Below are 19,343 nucleotides of genomic sequence, written 5' to 3'. Positions count from 1 at the left end.
CAGCCCGGTGAATGATTTCCCTGACGGCAGCCTATAAGGCGCCTTTCAACAATCATAATTCGCTCCGCGCCTGCGCGGTGCTGTTAAGGAAAGCCGACATGCAGCTTAAAGATACCCAGTTGTTCCGCCAGCAAGCCTTTATCGATGGCGCTTGGGTCGATGCGGATAACGGTCAGACGATCAAGGTCAACAACCCGGCAACGGGTGAAATTCTGGGCACTGTGCCGAAGATGGGCGCTGCCGAAACCCGTCGTGCGATCGAAGCCGCGGACAAAGCGCTGCCGGCCTGGCGAGCACTGACCGCCAAGGAACGCGCGAACAAGTTGCGTCGCTGGTTCGAGCTGATCATCGAAAACCAGGACGACCTGGCTCGCCTGATGACTCTGGAGCAGGGCAAGCCATTGGCTGAAGCCAAAGGCGAGATCGTTTACGCCGCTTCCTTTATCGAGTGGTTCGCTGAAGAAGCCAAGCGTGTTTACGGTGACGTGATTCCGGGCCACCAGCCAGACAAGCGCTTGATCGTGATCAAGCAGCCGATCGGCGTGACCGCTGCGATTACTCCGTGGAACTTCCCGGCCGCGATGATCACCCGTAAAGCCGGCCCGGCCCTGGCCGCCGGTTGCACCATGGTGCTCAAGCCGGCTTCGCAAACCCCGTTCTCTGCATTCGCGCTGGCTGAACTGGCTCAGCGTGCCGGTATTCCGAACGGCGTGTTCAGTGTGGTGACCGGCAGCGCTGGCGATATTGGCAGCGAGCTGACCGGCAACCCGATCGTGCGCAAACTGTCGTTCACCGGCTCGACCGAAATCGGTCGTCAGTTGATGACCGAGTGCGCCAAGGACATCAAGAAAGTCTCGCTGGAACTGGGCGGCAACGCGCCGTTCATCGTGTTCGACGACGCGGACCTGGATAAGGCCGTCGAAGGCGCGATCATTTCCAAGTACCGCAACAACGGCCAGACCTGCGTCTGCGCCAACCGCCTGTACATTCAGGATTCTGTCTACGACGCGTTCGCGGAAAAACTGAAAGTGGCCGTGGCCAAACTCAAGATCGGTAACGGTCTGGAAGATGGCACCACCACTGGCCCGCTGATCGACGAAAAAGCCGTGGCCAAGGTTCAAGAGCACATTGCTGACGCCGTCGGCAAAGGCGCCACCGTGCTGGCGGGTGGCAAGAGCATGCAAGGCAACTTCTTCGAGCCGACCATTCTGACCAACGTGCCGAACAACGCTGCTGTGGCCAAGGAAGAAACCTTCGGTCCATTGGCGCCACTGTTCCGCTTCAAAGACGAAGCCGACGTGATCGCGATGTCCAACGACACCGAGTTCGGTCTGGCCTCGTACTTCTATGCTCGCGACCTGGGCCGTGTGTTCCGTGTGGCTGAAGCCCTGGAATACGGCATGGTCGGCGTCAACACCGGGTTGATCTCCAACGAAGTCGCGCCGTTCGGCGGCATCAAGGCGTCGGGTCTGGGTCGTGAAGGCTCCAAGTACGGCATCGAAGATTACCTGGAAATCAAATACCTCTGCCTGGGCATCTAAGCTCGGCCCGGCAAGGCATTGCTTCAAGCGCAAAGGGCACGAGAGCGCTGTCCCTTTGCGCGCTTCAAACGGAATTTTCTCTGTGGCCGGGAAAGCTGTGGCAGTCGATCATCGCATGCTGCCGTAGTTGCCTCCCCGCCGCATTTTCCTTGAACAACGCCGCCCGATGAGCGGTGAATGAGGACACTATGAGCAAGACAAACGCATCCTTGATGAAACGCCGCGAAGCCGCTGTACCGCGCGGTGTTGGTCAGATTCACCCGATCTTCGCCGAGTCCGCGAAGAATGCCACCGTGACCGACGTTGAAGGTCGCGAGTTCATCGACTTCGCCGGCGGTATCGCTGTGCTGAACACCGGTCACGTGCACCCGAAAATCATCGCCGCCGTGACCGAGCAACTGAACAAGCTGACCCACACCTGCTTCCAGGTACTGGCTTACGAGCCGTACGTGGAAGTGTGCGAAAAAATCAACGCCAAGGTGCCAGGTGATTTCGCCAAGAAAACCCTGCTGGTAACCACCGGCTCCGAAGCTGTGGAAAACTCCATCAAGATCGCCCGCGCCGCCACTGGCCGTGCCGGCGTGATCGCGTTCACCGGCGCTTACCACGGTCGCACCATGATGACCCTGGGCCTGACCGGTAAAGTCGTGCCTTACTCGGCCGGCATGGGCCTAATGCCAGGCGGCATCTTCCGCGCGCTGTACCCGAACGAACTGCACGGTGTGAGCATCGACGATTCGATCGCCAGCATCGAACGCATCTTCAAGAACGACGCCGAGCCGCGTGACATCGCGGCCATCATCATCGAGCCGGTTCAGGGCGAAGGTGGTTTCTACGTCGCGCCTAAAGAGTTCATGAAGCGTCTGCGCGCCCTGTGCGACCAGCACGGCATTCTGTTGATCGCTGACGAAGTGCAGACTGGCGCTGGCCGTACCGGCACTTTCTTCGCCATGGAACAGATGGGCGTTGCTGCCGACCTGACTACCTTCGCCAAATCCATCGCTGGCGGCTTCCCGTTGGCCGGTGTGTGCGGCAAGGCCGAATACATGGACGCCATTGCTCCAGGCGGCCTGGGTGGCACTTACGCCGGTAGCCCGATCGCTTGCGCTGCGGCCTTGGCCGTGATGGAAGTGTTCGAAGAAGAGCACCTGCTGGACCGCTGCAAAGCGGTCGGCGAGCGTCTGGTGACTGGCCTGAAAGCCATTCAGGCCAAGTACCCGGTCATCGGCGAAGTGCGTGCCCTGGGCGCGATGATCGCGGTCGAGCTGTTCGTCGACGGCGACAGCCACAAACCGAACGCCGCTGCTGTGGCATCGGTGGTGGCCAAGGCGCGTGACAAGGGCCTGATCCTGCTGTCGTGCGGCACCTACGGCAACGTTCTGCGCGTACTGGTACCGCTGACCTCGCCGGACGAGCAACTGGACAAAGGTTTGGCGATCATCGAAGAGTGCTTCTCCGAGCTCTGATTATTGATTTGTGATCTGATCGACAAAAAACCCGCTTCGGCGGGTTTTTTTATGCTGCGTGAAACATCAGCGGCAATTGAGCTGTATCGAATGGCCATCATTGACTAAGGTGCAAGCATTGCCGTTGGAGTGTGCGATGACTGCTGTGGTGTTGCCCGTTGTACCGCGAGTGCTGATTGCCGAGGCCGACCCTTGGTCCCGCGATCTGCTCAAGCAAGTGTTGTTGAATGTGCGCTGCGACGCGCGGCTGGACCTGTGTGCTGATGGCCAGGAAACACTGCACCTGTTGGCGGAAAATCCTTATGACCTGGTGATCGTCGACTGGGAGTTGCCTGGCGTTGATGGCCTGCACGTCTTGCGCAGTGTCCGTCAGCGCAAACGTAATCCGCCGCTGCCCTTCATTCTGATGAGCAGCCGCAACGACAGCGCCAGCGTGCGCGAAGTCTTGCCCCTGGCGCCCACGGCGTATCTGACCAAACCCTTGAACATGGAAAGCCTGACCCAGCGCCTGCAGGATTTGTTGCTGAGCGCCGGTGAAGAGGTGTCTTGCGAGGTCCCGTCATTGGCGCCGGGCATGACCTTGTCGGTGTACCTGGAGCGGCGGCGCGAACTGGCAGAGGGTGCGCCGTTGATGACCGACGTGCAGGTGGCGATCAAACGTAGCCTCAATCCCGATGGCCTCGATTTGACGCGGCTGGAAGACGAGATCCGCACCGACCCGCAAATTACCGCTGTCCTGATCGCCGCCGCCAACAGCGCAGCCCAGCATCATGGCGTCGCGGTGCAAACCCTGGCCCAGGCGCTGCACCGCTTGGGCACCGGGCAAAGCATGAACCTGATTCTGGGGCTCGCCCTCAAACGAAGTGCCCGGCTCAGCGATCCGCAATTGGCGGACTATGCCGAACGTTATTGGGAGTTGTCCCTGCACACCGCCGAATACGCGCGAACGTTGGCGCGTTTGCTGGATCTGGATCAGGCGCGCTGTTATTGCGCAGGCATGCTGCATTGCCTCGGCGACCTGGCGTTGCTGCGCTGTTTGCAGGAGTGGAAGCAGGCCGGCGGGGAGCTGGATGAATGGCAGGAAGTCGGCGATGCCCTGGCCGAGTTCGGCGCGGCTTACGGTTCGGCGCTGCGGGCCCGCTGGCGCCTGCCTCTGGAGTTGCGGGAGCTGATTGCGGCGGTTTACCAGTTCGGTGGCGGGGTTTACTCCCGCGAAGCGCTGGTGATGAACATGGCCGCGCAATTGGCGCGTCTGACCGAACATGAGGGGATCGAAGTGTTGTCGAAGAGCCGCACGGCGCGATTGCTCAAGATCGGATTGCCGGAATTGATGCGTTTGCGCAAAAAATGAGCTTCATGCAATACCTGTGGGAGCGGGCTTGCCCGCGATGAGGGTCTGACATTCAGCATTGAAGTAGGCTGATAGTCCGCCATCGCGGGCAAGCCCGCTCCCACAAGTTTTGCGTTGAATTTCGATTCGAGTTCAGCCAGAAATAATCCGGTTCTTGCCCTGGCGTTTGGCCTGGTACATCGCCGCATCGGCACGGGCGAACAGGCTGTCGATGCTTTCATCCTCGTGCGTAAGGCTGCTCAGACCCTGGCTGACGGTGATGCCGAAGGTCTGGTCGTCATGGCTGAAGCTCAACCGCTGAATTTCCCGTTGCAGGCGCTCGGCCACTTGCAGGGCCATGTCCGGTGCACAGCCGGGAAACACCGCGGCGAATTCCTCGCCGCCGATCCGCCCGAACAAATCACCACGCCGCAGGGCTGCGCGGCCGCTCTCGGCGATGCGTTGCAGCACCTTATCGCCTTCCTGATGGCCGTAGGTGTCATTGATCACTTTGAAGTCATCGATGTCCAGCAGCAGGAACGCCATCGGCGCACCGCTCAGCCGCGCCTGCTCGAACTCACGATTGGCGCACTCGAAGAAGTGCCGGCGGTTGCTGCTTTGGGTCAACACATCGGTGCTGGCCAGGCGTTGCAGCTCGGCTTCCATCTGCTTTTTTTCGGTGATGTCTTCGGCAATGCCGACGATGATCACCGGTTGGCCCGGCTCGGCCTGACGGTTGATAAAGCACTTGTCGCTGAGCCAGCGTACTTGGCCGTCGGCGGCGATGATGCGGTACTCGCGGTCTTCAACGGCGCCTTTGTCCAGCACTTGCGCGAGGCTACGCTCGGCGTAGTCCAGATCCTCGGGATAGACGCTGTCGCGCCAGTGGTTGTAGTCGGACAGCAACAGGCCGGCGGAGCGGCCGAAAATCCGGTCATAGGCCGGGCTGACGTAGAGCACCTGACGGGTTTCCCAGTTGAATGCCCAAAGCACGGCGTTGACGCTGACCAGCAGCGAGCTGAACAACTGTTCGCGCTCACTCAGGCGCGCCACTTCACCTTGGGCATGCATCAGCGCCATCAGGGTTTGCGCGGCTTCTGGCCACTGGGGAAGGGATGTGTCTTGTAGGTTTTTATGGACCATCGGCACAAATCTCAAAGGGCGTGCCGCTATGTCGACAGCGGCCAGAACAAGGCCCGCCTGAATGGCGAAGTGTCTTTGAGATAGGGGATTTGGAGCGAAGTTCCCGGTTTTTGTGGCGAGGGGGCAGGGGACCGCTGGGCGGTACTGGCGACGCGTTTGTAGGAGCTGCCGCAGGCTGCGATCTTTTGATCTTGAAAGAGCAAAATCAAAAGATCGTCCGAACGCGGCCCGAGCCTGCGGCAGCTCCTACATGTCAGGTGGCAGGGCGCAGGGAGTAGGTTTTCAACTGGTCGGCGAACTCACGCAGGGATTGAATCCCGCTGGCCTCGGCTTCGTGTACCCAATCCTTGATGGCAGCCAGCATGTCGTGACCATTTGAGCTGGTCTTGACCCAGATCTGTTGCAAGGCCAGGCGTTTCTCGTAAATTACCTTCAGCGCCTGGCTGTGCTCGAGCATGGTCTGGATGCGCATATGGTGTTTGTCGTCCAGCAGGCTGGTTTCCCGCGAGAGCAAACGCTTGGCCCGGTGGAACTGGTGGCGGACCGAGTGATCGACCTTTTCCAACTCTTGCTTGACCAGTGGCGCGATCACCAGCTTGCGGTACTGGGCCATGATCTGGAAGCGGTTGTTGAGGATCGCCATGGCGGTGTCCATGTCCAGGCTGCCTTTGCCTTCGACACGGTGGGCGATCGGTGCAACCCGCTGGACCTTGGCCAGGCGCAGGAAGCTGAAGACCTGGATCCAGGCCCAGCCGAGGTCGAATTCCCACTTTTTCACCGACAGTTTGGCGGAGTTAGGGTAGGTGTGATGGTTGTTATGCAGTTCTTCGCCGCCGATCAGGATGCCCCAAGGCACCAGATTGGTCGCCGCATCGCGGCATTCGAAGTTGCGGTAGCCGATGGCATGGCCCAGGCCATTCACCACGCCGGCGGCCCACACCGGGATCCACATCATCTGGATGGCCCAGATGGTGATGCCGATGGTGCCGAACAGCAGCAGGTCGATGACGCCCATGATCGCCACACCCAGCAGCGGGAAGCGGCTGTAGAGATTGCGCTCGATCCAGTCCTCGGGGCAGTTCTTGCCGTAGATGCGCAGGGTCTCGGGGTTTTCCGCTTCGGCGCGGTACAGCTCGGCGCCTTTGCGCAGAACGGTGGACAGCCCCTTGATGACCGGGCTGTGCGGGTCATCGACGGTTTCGCATTTGGCGTGATGCTTGCGGTGGATAGCCGTCCACTCGCGGGTGTTCTGCGCCGTGGTCAACCACAGCCAGAAGCGGAAGAAATGTTTCAGGCCGGCATTGAGCTCGAGCGAGCGATGGGCTGAATAGCGATGCAGATAAACCGTGACGCCGACGATCGTCACGTGGGTCATCAGCAGGGTGACTGCCACCAGTGACCAGGGCGATAAGCCAAGAAAACCTTCGTACCACATAGCCTATAGGACCCTCGATAAAGAAAAAAACAGCCGTTGCATTATCACTTAGCTCACAGATAAAACCAGTCGCCCTTTCAGATAAGAGTGGCTGGATGTTTCTTTAATCTATAATTCCAGCTTTTTTGTAGGGACATGGACGCTCTAATGTCAGCCACCTATCGCGATGCTTTGCGTGCAGCGCTGCTCTATCTGGTGCTTTCCGTAGCCTGGCTTCAGTTTAGTGGTTATTTACTGAACAGGTTCTTCGATAGTTCGATTGACCTACTGCACTGGCAGCTGATCAACGGTTATGCCTGGGTGGCGTTCAGCGCCGGGCTGATCTTCATGGCACGGGCCCGATTGTTTCGCTGCCTGGGCGTCGGCGCCAAATTGCGTGAGCGCACTGCCGACCGGGAACGTTTGCGTCAGGCGGCAGCGGTGTTCGATTGCACCCGAGAAGGGGTGCTGGTCACCAATAGCAACGGGTTGATCGTCCATGTGAACCGGGCGTTCATGGAAATCACCGGCTACCAGCGCGAGGAAGTGTTGGGGCAGCGACCGAACATGTTCAAGTCGGGCCATCACCCGCCGGGTTTCTACCAGGCTATGTTCGCGACACTCGACAGCCTCGGCGAGTGGAGCGGGGAAATCTGGAACCGGCGCAAAAGCGGCGAGATCTACCCGCAATGGCAGACGATCCGCCTCATTCACGACGATCAGGGGCAGCTCAGTCAGTACGTTGCGGTGTTTTCCGACATCAGCGCGATCAAGAACTCCGAACATGAATTGACGCACCTGGCCCACCACGATCCGCTGACCGATCTACCCAATCGTTTACTGCTTTCCGACCGTGCCGGGCAGGCCGTGGCCTCGGCGCAGGTCCACAAGCGCGGTTGCGCGTTGCTGATGATCGACCTCGATCACTTCAAGTTGATCAACGACAGTCTTGGTCACAGTGTCGGCGATCAGCTGCTCAAAGCCGTGGCTGAGCGCCTGAACGCCTTGTTCGGCCCGGGCATCACGCTGGCGCGGCTCAGTGGCGACGAATTCGCGGTATTGGCTGAAAACTGTCCGCAACCGGGGCACGCCGCGGCACTGGCTCAGCGGGTCATTGATGGTCTTAAAGAACCGTTTCAGATCGACGGGCATCCGCTGTTCATCAACGCCAGCATTGGCATCAGCCTGTTCCCCAGCGATGCCTTGAGCGCCGAGCAACTGCTGCGCAACGCCGACTCGGCACTGTTCAAGGCCAAGAGCGCTGGCCGCGACGGCTATGCCCTCTACACCGAAGAATTAACCGCGCATGCCCAGCAGCGCGTCGAGATCGCGTTCGAGTTGCGCCGAGCGCTGGAGCAGCAGGAATTGCGGGTTTATTACCAGCCCGTGCATGACCTCAAAACCAGTCGCCTGATCGGTGTCGAGGCCCTGGTGCGCTGGGAGCATCCGCAACGTGGGCTGGTGTCGCCGGCTGAATTTATCCCCATTGCCGAACGCACCGGGCTGATTGCCGAGATCGATGCCTGGATCATGCGCCAGGCCTGCCAGCAGATGTGCCAATGGCAAGCGGCGGGCGTGGTGTTGTCGTTTGTCGCGGTGAACGTTTCTTCTCGCCTGTTCGCCCGACGCGAGTTGTATCAGCAAGTGGCTCAGGTGCTGCACGACACGGGCCTGGATCCTGCGTATCTGGAGCTGGAAGTCACCGAAAGTGCGGTGATGGAAGACCCGGAAGTGGCGCTGGAGCAGATGCATCGCTTGCGCGAGTTGGGCGTGCGGTTGGCCATCGATGACTTCGGTACGGGCTATTCATCACTGCTGCGGCTCAAGCGTTTGCCGGTGCAAAAGCTCAAGATCGATCAGGGATTTGTCGCAGGCTTGCCGAGTGATGAGGACGACGCGGCGATCGTGCGGGTGATCATTGCGCTGGCGCAGAGCATGGGGATGCAAGTGCATGCCGAGGGGATCGAGCAGGTCGAGCAGGCGGCTTTCCTGCTCGAGCACGACTGTGATTTGGGGCAGGGGTACTGGTTTGGAAAGCCAGTGCCGGCGGCAGCATTGGATTGGGCCCGGGCGCCAGTGATTCTCCCACGCTGATCGTTCCCACGCTCTGCGTGGTAATGCATCCAGTGACGCTCTGCGTCACCTCTAGATCAGGGACGCAGAGCGTCCCGGGCGGCATTCCCACGCGGAGCATGGGAACGATCAGTCTTCTGGTTATATAAACATTCTTAAATAGTCTTTTTAAGAATATCCGCGCCTATCTACTATTGCCCTACGCCGTAAGCAGTGCCCGCCACTGCCAGGCATATCTCATTAAAAGGAGCAGCACCATGAGCGCATCCCTACGCAGTGTTGACGGGCAGGACGAAGCCACCATTTTGCGTGAGATCCAAAGCGCCTTGCGCGATCTGCGATTTGGCGCGGTGGAAATCACCGTGCACAACGCCCAGGTGGTTCAGATCGAGCGCAAAGAGAAATTCCGTTTGCAGCAGCCGGGCAACAAACCGAGCTGAGTTGAAAGATCGAAAGACCAAAAGATCGCAACCCGATTCCAGACCATAAGAAAAAGCCAACACACCAAGAATTCCAGGAGCTTTCACCATGTCGTCGATTCGTCATTTTGCTTTGGCCGCCCTGGCCAGTGCCCTTCTTGCTGGTTCCGCGGTTGCCAAGGATTATGAGCTGCTCAACGTGTCGTATGACCCGACCCGTGAGCTGTACCAGGAGTACAACGCCGAGTTCATCAACTTCTGGAAGAAAGATCACGCCGGCGACAACGTGAAAATCCAGCAGTCCCACGGTGGTTCGGGCAAGCAGGGTCGGGCGGTGATCGACGGTCTGCGGGCCGACGTGGTGACCCTGGCCCTGGCCGGTGACATCGATGAAATCGCCAAGCTCGGCAAGAGCCTGCCGGCCGACTGGCAGAAGCGCCTTCCGGAAGCGAGCACGCCTTACACCTCGACCATCGTGTTCCTAGTGCGCAAGGGCAATCCGAAAGGCATCAAGGACTGGGGCGACCTGACCAAAAACGGCGTGGAAGTCATTACCCCGAACCCGAAAACCTCCGGCGGCGCACGCTGGAATTTCCTCGCGGCCTGGGCTTATGGCCTGAAAGCCAATGGTGGTAACGAAGCAAAGGCCAAAGAGTACGTGCAGACCCTGTTCAAACACGTGCCAGTGCTGGACACCGGTGCTCGCGGCTCGACTATCACCTTCGTCAACAATGGTCAGGGCGACGTGTTGCTGGCTTGGGAAAACGAGGCCTTCCTGGCGTTGAAAGAAGACAGCGGCGCCGACAAGTTCGACATCGTCGTGCCTTCGCTGTCGATCCTGGCCGAACCACCGGTGGCCGTGGTCGACAAGAACGCCGAGAAAAAAGGCCATACCGAAATCGCCGAAGCGTACCTCAAGCACCTGTACAGCCCGGCCGGCCAGGAAATCGCGGCGAAAAACTTCTATCGTCCACGTGACAAGGACGTGGCCGCCAAGTACGCCAAGCAGTTCCCGACACTGGAACTGGTGACCATCGACAAGGACTTCGGTGGCTGGAAAACCGCGCAACCGAAATTCTTCAATGACGGTGGCGTGTTCGACCAGATTTATCAGGCGCAGTAACCTGAAATGGATTAGCCAACAGTCAGTTAAGCGCAATTCATGTGGGAGCGAGCTTGCTCGCGATGACGGCGGTACATTCAGCATCAATGTTGGCTGACACGCCGCTATCGCGAGCAAGCTCGCTCCCACAGGGATTGCGATGTTCATTCCTTAACTGACTGGCATTGGCCCACGGGCCCCGATTTTACCGTCGGGGCTTAGCGCATTTTCAACCAAGGACTTTTATGTCGCGTCGTATCTCCCCCGTCATACCCGGCTTCGGGCTGACGCTGGGCTACACCTTGGTGTACCTCAGCCTGATTGTGCTCATACCACTGGCGGCGATGTTCGTGCATGCCGCTCAACTTACCTGGGACCAGTTCTGGGCCATCATCTCGGCGCCACGGGTGCTGGCGGCGTTGAAGCTGAGCTTCGGCACCGCGCTCTATGCCGCGATCATCAACGGCATCATCGGCACGCTGCTGGCCTGGGTGCTGGTGCGCTACACCTTCCCGGGCCGCAAAGTCATCGACGCGATGATCGATTTGCCCTTCGCTTTGCCCACCGCGGTGGCCGGTATCGCGCTGACTGCGCTGTACACCCCCACTGGTCTGGTGGGTCAGTTCGCTGCGGACCTCGGTTTCAAGATCGCGTATACCCCCCTCGGCATCACGCTGGCGCTGACTTTCGTGACGCTTCCATTCGTAGTACGTACGGTACAGCCTGTATTGGCCGATATCCCGCGTGAAGTGGAGGAGGCGGCGGCTTGCCTGGGGGCGAAACCGTTGCAGGTTTTTCGCCATATTCTGGTGCCCGCGCTATTGCCAGCGTGGCTGACCGGTTTCGCTTTGGCCTTTGCCCGCGGGGTCGGCGAGTACGGCTCGGTGATTTTCATCGCCGGCAACATGCCGATGAAAACCGAAATTCTGCCGCTGCTGATCATGGTCAAACTCGACCAGTACGATTACACCGGCGCCACCTCCATTGGTGTACTGATGCTGGTGGTTTCCTTTGTCCTGTTGCTGCTGATCAACTTGCTGCAGCGGCGCATCGAAACCCCATAAGGAGGCGCAAAAAATGTCCCAATCGTCTATTGCAGCTGCCTCCTCGAACGCCGCCCGCCGTGGCAGTGCCACGTCGCGGCGAGTCTTGATCGGCCTAGGCTGGCTGATCTTCGCGCTGTTTTTGTTATTGCCGCTGTTCATCGTGGTGTCCCAGGGCCTCAAGCTGGGCCTGGGTGCGTTCTTCACCGCGATCTTCGAACCGGACGCCTTGTCGGCGTTGAAACTCACGGTGATTGCGGTGCTGATTTCGGTGCCGCTGAACCTGGTGTTCGGTGTCAGCGCGGCGTGGTGCGTGAGCAAATACTCGTTCCGCGGCAAGAGCATGCTGGTGACCCTGATCGACCTGCCGTTCTCGGTGTCGCCGGTGATCGCCGGTCTGGTCTACGTGTTGATGTTCGGCGCCCAGGGGGTGTTCGGCCCGTGGTTGCAGGACCACGACATCCAGATCGTGTTCGCCTTGCCGGGCATCGTGCTGGCGACGATTTTCGTCACCGTGCCGTTCGTGGCCCGTGAACTGATTCCGCTGATGCAGGAGCAAGGCACTCAGGAAGAAGAGGCTGCGCGCCTGCTCGGTGCCAATGGCTGGCAGATGTTCTGGCATGTCACCGTGCCCAATATCAAATGGGGCCTGATCTATGGCGTGGTGCTGTGTACGGCCCGAGCCATGGGGGAGTTCGGTGCGGTGTCGGTGGTTTCCGGGCACATTCGCGGGGTGACCAACACCCTGCCGCTGCACGTCGAGATCCTCTACAACGAATACAACCACGTGGCCGCGTTCGCCGTGGCGAGCCTGTTGCTGATCCTGGCGCTCTTCATCCTGCTGCTCAAGCAGTGGAGCGAAAACCGTATTAACCGCCTGCGCGCCAGCGCCGCGGAGGAATAAGTCATGTCGATCGAAGTGCGTAACGTCAGCAAAAACTTTAACGCGTTCAAGGCGCTGGACAACATCAGCCTGGACATCCAAAGCGGCGAGCTGGTGGCGCTGCTGGGGCCGTCCGGCTGCGGCAAGACCACGTTGCTGCGGATCATCGCCGGCCTGGAAACCCCGGACCAGGGCAACATCGTGTTCCATGGCGAAGACGTCTCCGGCCACGACGTGCGGGATCGCAATGTCGGTTTCGTGTTCCAGCATTACGCTTTGTTCCGGCACATGACGGTGTTTGACAACGTTGCTTTCGGCCTGCGCATGAAGCCGAAAAACCAGCGTCCGAATGAAAGCCAGATCGCGGTGAAAGTCCACGAACTGCTGAACATGGTGCAGCTGGACTGGTTGGCCGATCGCTACCCGGAGCAACTCTCCGGCGGCCAGCGTCAGCGCATCGCGTTGGCCCGTGCCTTGGCGGTGGAGCCGAAAGTTTTGCTGCTCGACGAGCCCTTCGGTGCTCTCGACGCCAAGGTCCGTAAAGAACTGCGTCGCTGGCTCGCACGGCTGCACGAAGACATCAACCTGACGTCGGTATTCGTGACCCACGACCAGGAAGAAGCGATGGAAGTCGCCGACCGGATCGTGGTGATGAACAAGGGCGTGATCGAGCAGATCGGCTCACCGGGTGACGTTTACGAAAACCCGGCCAGCGATTTCGTTTATCACTTCCTTGGCGATTCGAACCGTCTGCATTTGGGCGAAGACCGGCACGTACTGTTCCGTCCACACGAAGTGTCGCTGTCGCGGCATGAACTGGAAGATCACCACGCGGCTGAAGTGCGGGATATTCGTCCGCTGGGCGCTACCACGCGGGTGACACTGAAGGTCGAAGGTCAGAGCGAGTTGATCGAAGCCGAAGTGGTGAAGGATCACGACAGCCTGGTTGGTTTGGCGAAGGGTGAGACGTTGTTCTTCAAGCCCAAGGTCTGGCAGAAAGTCGCCAACCTTTAAAAGCTTCGCGGGCAAGCCTCGCTCCTACAGGATTTTCGTCAATCGTGAGTACGACGTAGTCCTGTAGGAGCGAGGCTTGCCCGCGAAAGCGTCCTACACCGCTGCGCGTTTCGGATTGATCCGCACACCCCCCACCCGCGCCTCGATCTGCTCTTTCAGCTCATGCCGCATTCCGAGCAAAAACGCCAACTCCACCACCACAAACAACGGCCCGACAATCAACCCCGTCACATCATCGACAAACGCCGGTTTGCGTCCTTCGTAATGATGACCGACAAACTGAATCGCCCACCCCAGCACAAACATCCCGATGCCGCTTGCGAGCCAAACCAGCGTGCTGTGCTGCGCAAGAACCTGACCCGCCCACATGCACAGACCGAGCAGCACGGTCATCAATACCCCAAGGCGCACCTCCAGGCGCAGGTAAAACCACGCCGATGCGATTGCGACCAGCATCGCGGGCGAAATCCAGCCTCCACCCCATTGCGGCCGCGACAGCAACACCGCGACCGCCACTACAATCAGCGGGATACCAATAAAGTGGCTGGCAATATTGCGCGGGTCACGGTGATAGGCGGCGTATTGACTGAGATGGTCAACGAGGCTTTTCATTGTTATTCCTCCTGTAGGGTGATTGATCATGCCCCGGGTTGCATCTCTCGCTCTGTCAGCCAGGCGACAATCTCCAGGAGTTTTCATGGACATGCAGGTTTGGCGTTCGCGCCTGGATACGGGGCAGTGGTTCAGCCATTTACCTGTTCTCTTACAGGATAGTCTGCTGGCTGCGGCCCGGGTTCGGCGCCTGCCGTCGGGGCAACTGTTATTCAAGCGCGGTGATCCGCCATGCGGGCTATACGCTGTGCTTGAAGGTTCGGTGCGTATTGGCGCGGTGAGCGAGCAGGGCAAGGAGGCGCTGCTGAGCCTGGTGGAAGCGCCGCACTGGTTCGGCGAAATCTGCCTGTTCGATGGCCAGCCGCGAACCCACGATGCCTACGCCGTTGGCCAGTGCACCCTGTTGCACATCCCGCAGGCGACGCTGCTGAAGTTGCTCGATCAACAACCGGTTTACTGGCGGCAACTGGCATTGTTGATGAGCCACAAACTGCGCCTGACCTTCATCAACCTCGAACAGCTGAGTCTGATGCCTGCCCCGGCACGTCTGGCTCATCGCTTGCTGATGATCGCCGAGGGTTACGGCGAAATCGACCCGCCGCGCCGTGTTCTGCAATTGCCTCAGGAGCAACTGGCATCGATGCTTTCCTTGTCGCGCCAGACCACCAATCAGCTCCTCAAGGATTTGCAGGGGCAGGGAATTCTGAATCTCAAGTATGGCGAGATCGAGATTCTGGATGCGCAGCGGTTGCGAGCGTTGGCGGTGATTTGAAAAAAGATCGCCAAGGTATTGGTGGGCTTTATCCGCGAACGCGCCTAGCCTGTGACGACGAGAATCGAGGTGTGCCATGCGTGTGCTGTTAGTGGAAGACGAACCCGAGACCGCCAGTCTCCTGGCCAAAGGCCTGAGCGAAGCGAGTTACGCCGTGGATGTGGCGCTCAATGGCATGGACGGCCGGCGCTTTATCGAATCCGGCGAATACGAACTGATCATCCTCGACGTGATGCTGCCAGGGCTTAACGGCTGGCAGTTGCTGCAGCAGATCCGCAAGCTCGGCGACACGCCGGTACTGCTCCTCACCACCAAGGACGGCATCGAAGATCGCCTGCGCGGGCTGGAATTGCATGAGGATGATTACCTGCTCAAGCCGTTTGCCGTCAGTGAACTGGTGAAGCGGGTGCGCAAGCTATTGCGGCGTAAACGTTGATGGCATGCGGTGAATTGATTGACGCCTTCGCGGGCAAGCCTCGCACCTACGGGAATACGCGGTCATCTGTAGGAGCGAGGCTGCCCGCGAAGAGGCCGGAACATACAAAACACCTTCCGGATCTGTCACCCCAACCCATCCCGAAACTGCCCCGGCGTCATCCCGGTCCAGCGTTTGAATGCGCGGCTGAAGCTGCTGGTGTCGGCGAACCCCAACAGATAACTGATTTCGCCTAATGAACACAGCGGGTCACGCAGATGCAGCAGCGCCAGGTTCTCCCGGCTTTCGTTGAGTAGCGTATCGAAGCGACAACCTTCGTCCGCCAGGTGCCGTTGCAGGCTGCGTAAACTCAAGTGCAGCGCCTGGGCGATGCGATCGGCCGACGGTTCGCCTTCGGGTAATTGCTCTTCAATGGCATCGCGAACCTTGCGCTCCCAGGTCAGGGGTTTGAGTTGCGCCAGGGTGCGTTTAAGCACGGTTTCGTTGTGCTCGGCGAGTTCCGGGTTGGCGTCGTCCAGATGGCTGTCGAAATCCGGCAGAGCGAACTCCAGTCTGTCTTCATCGGCGTTGAAATACACCGGCGAGCGGAACACTTTGTGCCATTGATGCGGGTCGGCAGGTTCCGGACGGCGCAGGTAAACCGCCAGCGGGGCGTAGTCACGGCCCAGGCGATTGCGGCAAGTGCGCACGTAAATCGCCGCGAAGGCATCAATGGCTTCGAAGGCTGGCGCGGGGTTGCCTTGGGGGATTTTCAGGCGGAAGTAATAGCGATCCTCTGCACGGATCAGCTCCAGATCCAGCGCGTCGCTGACCACTTGGTGATAACGCACGATGCGCTCGAAGACTTCCCGCAGGCTTCCACTGGCCACCAACGCATAACCCAGCGCATGAAAGGTGGTGGGGCTGACAAAACGCGACACCCGCAAACCAATCGCCGGATCGCCACTGACCTGCACCGCGATTTGCCACAGGCGTGTGGTGGCGGACAACGGGTAACGGGCGTTCGGGTCGTCCATCAACTGCGGGTCGAGCCCCGCCTGTTGGCACAGGGCGGTGCTGTCGAGCCCCAGCGCATCGAGCTGCTTGCGCAGGGCGCGGGTCCAGCTGGCGAGGGAAGTCGGTTCTGTCATGTTGATTGGCGCGTCCGGTCAACAGGTTGGCGTTCACGGCTACCGCTCTGCAAAGCATCACAGGGCAGGATGCGAACATCAATAACCAGAGGATGGAAGCATGGACGGTACTTCTGCAAGTCCCCAGCGACTGAATGCAGCACAGCGATCAGCGCATATTCGCGAGGTGGTATTGGCCAAGGGTGTCGAACTGCGTCAGCGCTACCCGATTCTCAATCATCAGGACGCCTTGGGTGCGGGCATTCTGGCCTTCGCGTTGGCCGGGATGATGGGGTCGGCCGTGCTGTACATCACCGGGTACATGGCGTGGTGGGCGTGTCTGTTACTCAACGCGTTTTTCGCCTCGCTGACCCATGAGCTGGAACATGACCTGATCCACAGCATGTATTTCCGTAAACAGCGCATGCCGCACAACCTGATGATGGGCCTGGTGTGGCTGGCGCGACCGAGCACAATCAACCCCTGGATCCGCCGCCATTTGCACCTCAACCATCACAAGGTGTCCGGCACCGAAGCCGACATGGAAGAGCGGGCGATTACCAATGGTGAGCCTTGGGGCATCGCGCGGTTGTTGATGGTCGGCGACAACGTGATGTCAGCGTTCATCCGCATGCTGCGGGCCAAGACCCGGGAGCACAAGCTCAGCATCATCAAACGTTTTCTGAAAGTCTATGCGCCACTGGCGCTGGTGCATTGGGGGGCGTGGTACGTGTTCCTCGGTTTCCATGCCGTCAACGGCATTGCGCATCTGTTGGGTGCGCCTATCGAATGGTCGGCGACTACATTGGCGGTGATGCAAGTGATCGACATCGCTGCCGTGGTGATCATCGGCCCGAACGTGTTGCGCACGTTCTGCCTGCACTTTGTCAGCTCGAACATGCATTACTACGGTGACGTGGAGCCGGGCAATGTGATTCAACAGACTCAGGTGTTGAATCCTTGGTGGATGTGGCCGTTGCAGGCGTTCTGCTTCAACTTCGGCAGCAGCCACGGGATCCATCATTTTGTGGTGAAAGAGCCGTTTTACATCCGGCAGATGACTGTGCCGGTGGCGCATAAAGTGATGCGCGAGATGGGCGTGCGGTTCAATGATTTCGGCACATTCGGGCGGGCGAACCGGTTTGTGCGCAAGGATGGCGTAGTGGCGAGCGAGGCGTGTGGCCGGTCATTATGACTTTTGACTTAGTATCAAGAGAAATAACGGGTGCTTGGATTGGAATAAGTTATGAAGTGTATGCATAGTGCTTATTGCGTTTTTGTAGGAAAATAGCATCTTTTTTGCGTGGACAAAGTCCAAGGGTCGAACCATGCTCAGTGTCGTGAGTTTCCAGGAGGAAACTTGCTCTCATCGGAAGATACTTATTAAACGATAAAGGAATTCGAACCATGTCGAGCATTAATGGTACTTATGTGAACTCCAACTCTGGCGCCCAATTGGTTATTACCGATGGTAATGATTCGAATGGTACCTTCAGTGGCAAGCTGAGCCAGGGCGGTGTGAATTACGATGTCAGTTATGGGCACTACCACTTCCAGAACAGTACCGGGCAACCGACCATCATCACCTTGGCCGCTTTGAATGATGGTACCGGCTACCAGGCCTGGACATTGTTCTCGCCGGACCACAACTATTCCCGACTTCGAGCTGTGGGTTCGCGCAATAACTTTGATGGGGACGTAGTGGGATTGGCCGGTGAATTCGTCAAACAATAAGCCTTGAGTTGTCGACAGGCTGATGAACTGAAAAGTGCATCAGCCTGTTGTTATGAGTACCCTTTAACTGCTTTCGCCGTTAAGTTGCTTTTGATTGCTCGCACCTCGGTTACTCTCGTAAATCTCACGCCATCCAAGAATAATTTCAATGCTTGAAATACATAGCCTTTCGTCTGGCTACAAGCCTTGTAGGGGCGGGGGCTTTGATCTTTATATATTCTATTTGGGTCTATTTATGAATTTAAATATTTCTTTAAGAAATAAGCATCTGGCCTAATAATTCATCTCAAGCCAAAAATCAGATTCCCAAAATGGTCGCGCAGGCATCCGGCGATGCTCGGCCGATGTGCCCATGATCTCAAGGTTCATTGAACCGAAATCTTTTCACGCTAAAACATTTCACGAAGGCATCAATGTGGCAGGCGCGCGGTGGCAGGCGCGCGCCGCGCGTTAACAGATTTTTGATTTCCGGGGCCGTCTCCTTGGCAGGGTGCGGCCCCTTTTTTATTCCGGACAAACACAAAATCCCTTGTGGGGGGGGCAGGCTTGATTGTGTTTCATATTCGATATTAGTATTAATAAATAGCTTCTTATTCCTTAACGGATATAACTCTTCTCCCTATACTCGGTCACGAACAGACACGCAGCAGGAGAGCTCCCCCATGCGCAACGAATCAATTCGCTATCTGATTGTGCCGGGCTGGCAAGGATCGCCGGAAGATCATTGGCAAACCCATTGGCAGAACAGCCTGCCAAACAGTGCGCGGGTGGAGCAGGCCGATTGGTTGACGCCTCGTCGTGAGGACTGGGTCGCGGCACTGGCCGAGGCGATTGCCGCCGACAGTACGCCAGTGATTCTGATCGCCCACAGCCTGGGTTGCATCACCGTCGCGCATTGGGCGGCCACCGCACCTGTGCAGTTTTTGCGTCAGGTACGCGGTGCCTTGCTGGTCGCGCCAGCGGACGTCGAGCGCCCGGCTTGCGCGCCGGCTCTGCGAAACTTTGCACCCATCCCGACTCATTTGCTGCCATTTCCGAGCCAGGTTGTCAGCTCCGACAACGACAGCGCCGTGAGCGCGCCCCGAGCGCTTGAGCTGGCGCGCCAGTGGGGCGCCGAGGCGGGGATTTTATCGGGGGCCGGGCACATCAACGTGAAGTCCGGTCACCAGCGTTGGGAGCAGGGTTTTGCGTATCTCTATCGTCTGCAAAACCGCATGGAACAGCACGCCCTGCGCCGCGCTTGAACCTTGTC

18 protein-coding genes are annotated in these 19,343 nt (G+C 58.8%); 14 read left to right on the top strand and 4 right to left on the bottom strand.

Annotated elements, in window-relative coordinates:
- Positions 1-98 precede the first annotated feature (98 nt).
- From gabD to NHU87_RS08260, 3 genes are all read left to right on the top strand, one after another.
- Positions 99-1,541, top strand: coding sequence for an NADP-dependent succinate-semialdehyde dehydrogenase (gene gabD / locus NHU87_RS08270; RefSeq protein WP_019581696.1), 1,443 nt, complete (start codon positions 99-101; stop codon positions 1,539-1,541).
- 188 nt (positions 1,542-1,729) lie between these two features.
- On the top strand, positions 1,730-3,007 hold the full coding sequence (gabT, locus tag NHU87_RS08265) for a 4-aminobutyrate--2-oxoglutarate transaminase (protein WP_007899625.1): 1,278 nt from the start codon (positions 1,730-1,732) through the stop codon (positions 3,005-3,007).
- 136 nt (positions 3,008-3,143) lie between these two features.
- A complete protein-coding gene (locus tag NHU87_RS08260; protein WP_253547298.1) occupies positions 3,144-4,358 on the top strand; it encodes a response regulator in 1,215 nt (404 codons plus the stop codon).
- 132 nt (positions 4,359-4,490) lie between these two features.
- Here the strand turns inward: NHU87_RS08260 and NHU87_RS08255 are convergent, their stop codons facing one another.
- Positions 4,491-5,480 carry a GGDEF domain-containing protein gene (locus NHU87_RS08255; protein WP_253547295.1) on the bottom strand — a complete coding sequence of 330 codons (990 nt, stop codon included), beginning with the start codon at positions 5,478-5,480 and terminating at the stop codon, positions 4,491-4,493.
- Positions 5,481-5,733: 253 nt separating this feature from the next.
- Positions 5,734-6,915 (bottom strand): delta-9 fatty acid desaturase DesA, encoded by a 1,182-nt coding sequence (gene desA, locus NHU87_RS08250; protein WP_253547292.1) that lies wholly within the window; start codon positions 6,913-6,915, stop codon positions 5,734-5,736.
- A 147-nt stretch (positions 6,916-7,062) separates the two neighbouring features.
- Between desA and dibA the strand changes: the two genes are divergently transcribed.
- The 6 genes from dibA (at position 7,063) to NHU87_RS08220 (ending at position 13,428) form a co-directional block, all read left to right on the top strand.
- Complete coding sequence (gene dibA, locus NHU87_RS08245) at positions 7,063-8,988, top strand: phosphodiesterase DibA (RefSeq protein WP_253547290.1); 1,926 nt, start codon at positions 7,063-7,065, stop codon at positions 8,986-8,988.
- A gap of 236 nt (positions 8,989-9,224) precedes the next feature.
- Positions 9,225-9,407: a sulfur starvation response protein OscA gene (gene oscA / locus NHU87_RS08240; RefSeq protein WP_022643503.1), complete on the top strand. Its 183-nt coding sequence runs from the start codon at positions 9,225-9,227 to the stop codon at positions 9,405-9,407.
- Between the two features lie 88 nt (positions 9,408-9,495).
- Positions 9,496-10,509, top strand: a complete 1,014-nt coding sequence (locus tag NHU87_RS08235; RefSeq protein WP_253547288.1) for a sulfate ABC transporter substrate-binding protein — start codon at positions 9,496-9,498, stop codon at positions 10,507-10,509.
- A 224-nt stretch (positions 10,510-10,733) separates the two neighbouring features.
- Positions 10,734-11,552: a sulfate ABC transporter permease subunit CysT gene (gene cysT / locus NHU87_RS08230; protein WP_033058556.1), complete on the top strand. Its 819-nt coding sequence runs from the start codon at positions 10,734-10,736 to the stop codon at positions 11,550-11,552.
- 13 nt (positions 11,553-11,565) lie between these two features.
- A complete protein-coding gene (gene cysW, locus NHU87_RS08225; RefSeq protein ID WP_253547286.1) occupies positions 11,566-12,435 on the top strand; it encodes a sulfate ABC transporter permease subunit CysW in 870 nt (289 codons plus the stop codon).
- Between the two features lie 3 nt (positions 12,436-12,438).
- Positions 12,439-13,428 (top strand): sulfate/molybdate ABC transporter ATP-binding protein, encoded by a 990-nt coding sequence (locus NHU87_RS08220; protein WP_253547284.1) that lies wholly within the window; start codon positions 12,439-12,441, stop codon positions 13,426-13,428.
- 93 nt (positions 13,429-13,521) lie between these two features.
- Here the strand turns inward: NHU87_RS08220 and NHU87_RS08215 are convergent, their stop codons facing one another.
- A complete protein-coding gene (locus NHU87_RS08215) occupies positions 13,522-14,040 on the bottom strand; it encodes a DUF962 domain-containing protein (protein ID WP_253547282.1) in 519 nt (172 codons plus the stop codon).
- An 85-nt stretch (positions 14,041-14,125) separates the two neighbouring features.
- On the opposite strand from NHU87_RS08215, the gene NHU87_RS08210 reads away from it, so the two are divergent.
- A complete protein-coding gene (locus NHU87_RS08210; protein WP_253547280.1) occupies positions 14,126-14,812 on the top strand; it encodes a Crp/Fnr family transcriptional regulator in 687 nt (228 codons plus the stop codon).
- 76 nt (positions 14,813-14,888) lie between these two features.
- Entirely contained in the window at positions 14,889-15,248 is a 360-nt protein-coding gene (locus tag NHU87_RS08205; RefSeq protein ID WP_253547278.1) for a response regulator, read from the top strand.
- A 125-nt stretch (positions 15,249-15,373) separates the two neighbouring features.
- Here NHU87_RS08205 and NHU87_RS08200 read toward each other — a convergent pair whose 3' ends face one another.
- On the bottom strand, positions 15,374-16,378 hold the full coding sequence (locus NHU87_RS08200) for an AraC family transcriptional regulator (RefSeq protein ID WP_253547276.1): 1,005 nt from the start codon (positions 16,376-16,378) through the stop codon (positions 15,374-15,376).
- Between the two features lie 100 nt (positions 16,379-16,478).
- Between NHU87_RS08200 and NHU87_RS08195 the strand changes: the two genes are divergently transcribed.
- The 3 genes from NHU87_RS08195 to NHU87_RS08185 all read left to right on the top strand — a co-directional run bounded on the left by NHU87_RS08195 (position 16,479) and on the right by NHU87_RS08185 (position 19,335).
- Positions 16,479-17,552, top strand: coding sequence for a fatty acid desaturase (locus NHU87_RS08195; RefSeq protein ID WP_253547274.1), 1,074 nt, complete (start codon positions 16,479-16,481; stop codon positions 17,550-17,552).
- Positions 17,553-17,764: 212 nt separating this feature from the next.
- Complete coding sequence (locus tag NHU87_RS08190; protein ID WP_038978461.1) at positions 17,765-18,091, top strand: hypothetical protein; 327 nt, start codon at positions 17,765-17,767, stop codon at positions 18,089-18,091.
- A 662-nt stretch (positions 18,092-18,753) separates the two neighbouring features.
- Positions 18,754-19,335, top strand: coding sequence for an alpha/beta hydrolase (locus NHU87_RS08185; RefSeq protein ID WP_367399018.1), 582 nt, complete (start codon positions 18,754-18,756; stop codon positions 19,333-19,335).
- Positions 19,336-19,343: the final 8 nt, after the last annotated feature.

This window comes from Pseudomonas mandelii, assembly GCF_024138395.1.
Taxonomy (GTDB): Bacteria; Pseudomonadota; Gammaproteobacteria; order Pseudomonadales; family Pseudomonadaceae; genus Aquipseudomonas; species Aquipseudomonas mandelii_E.
This window is presented reverse-complemented; position numbering and strand designations above follow the sequence as displayed.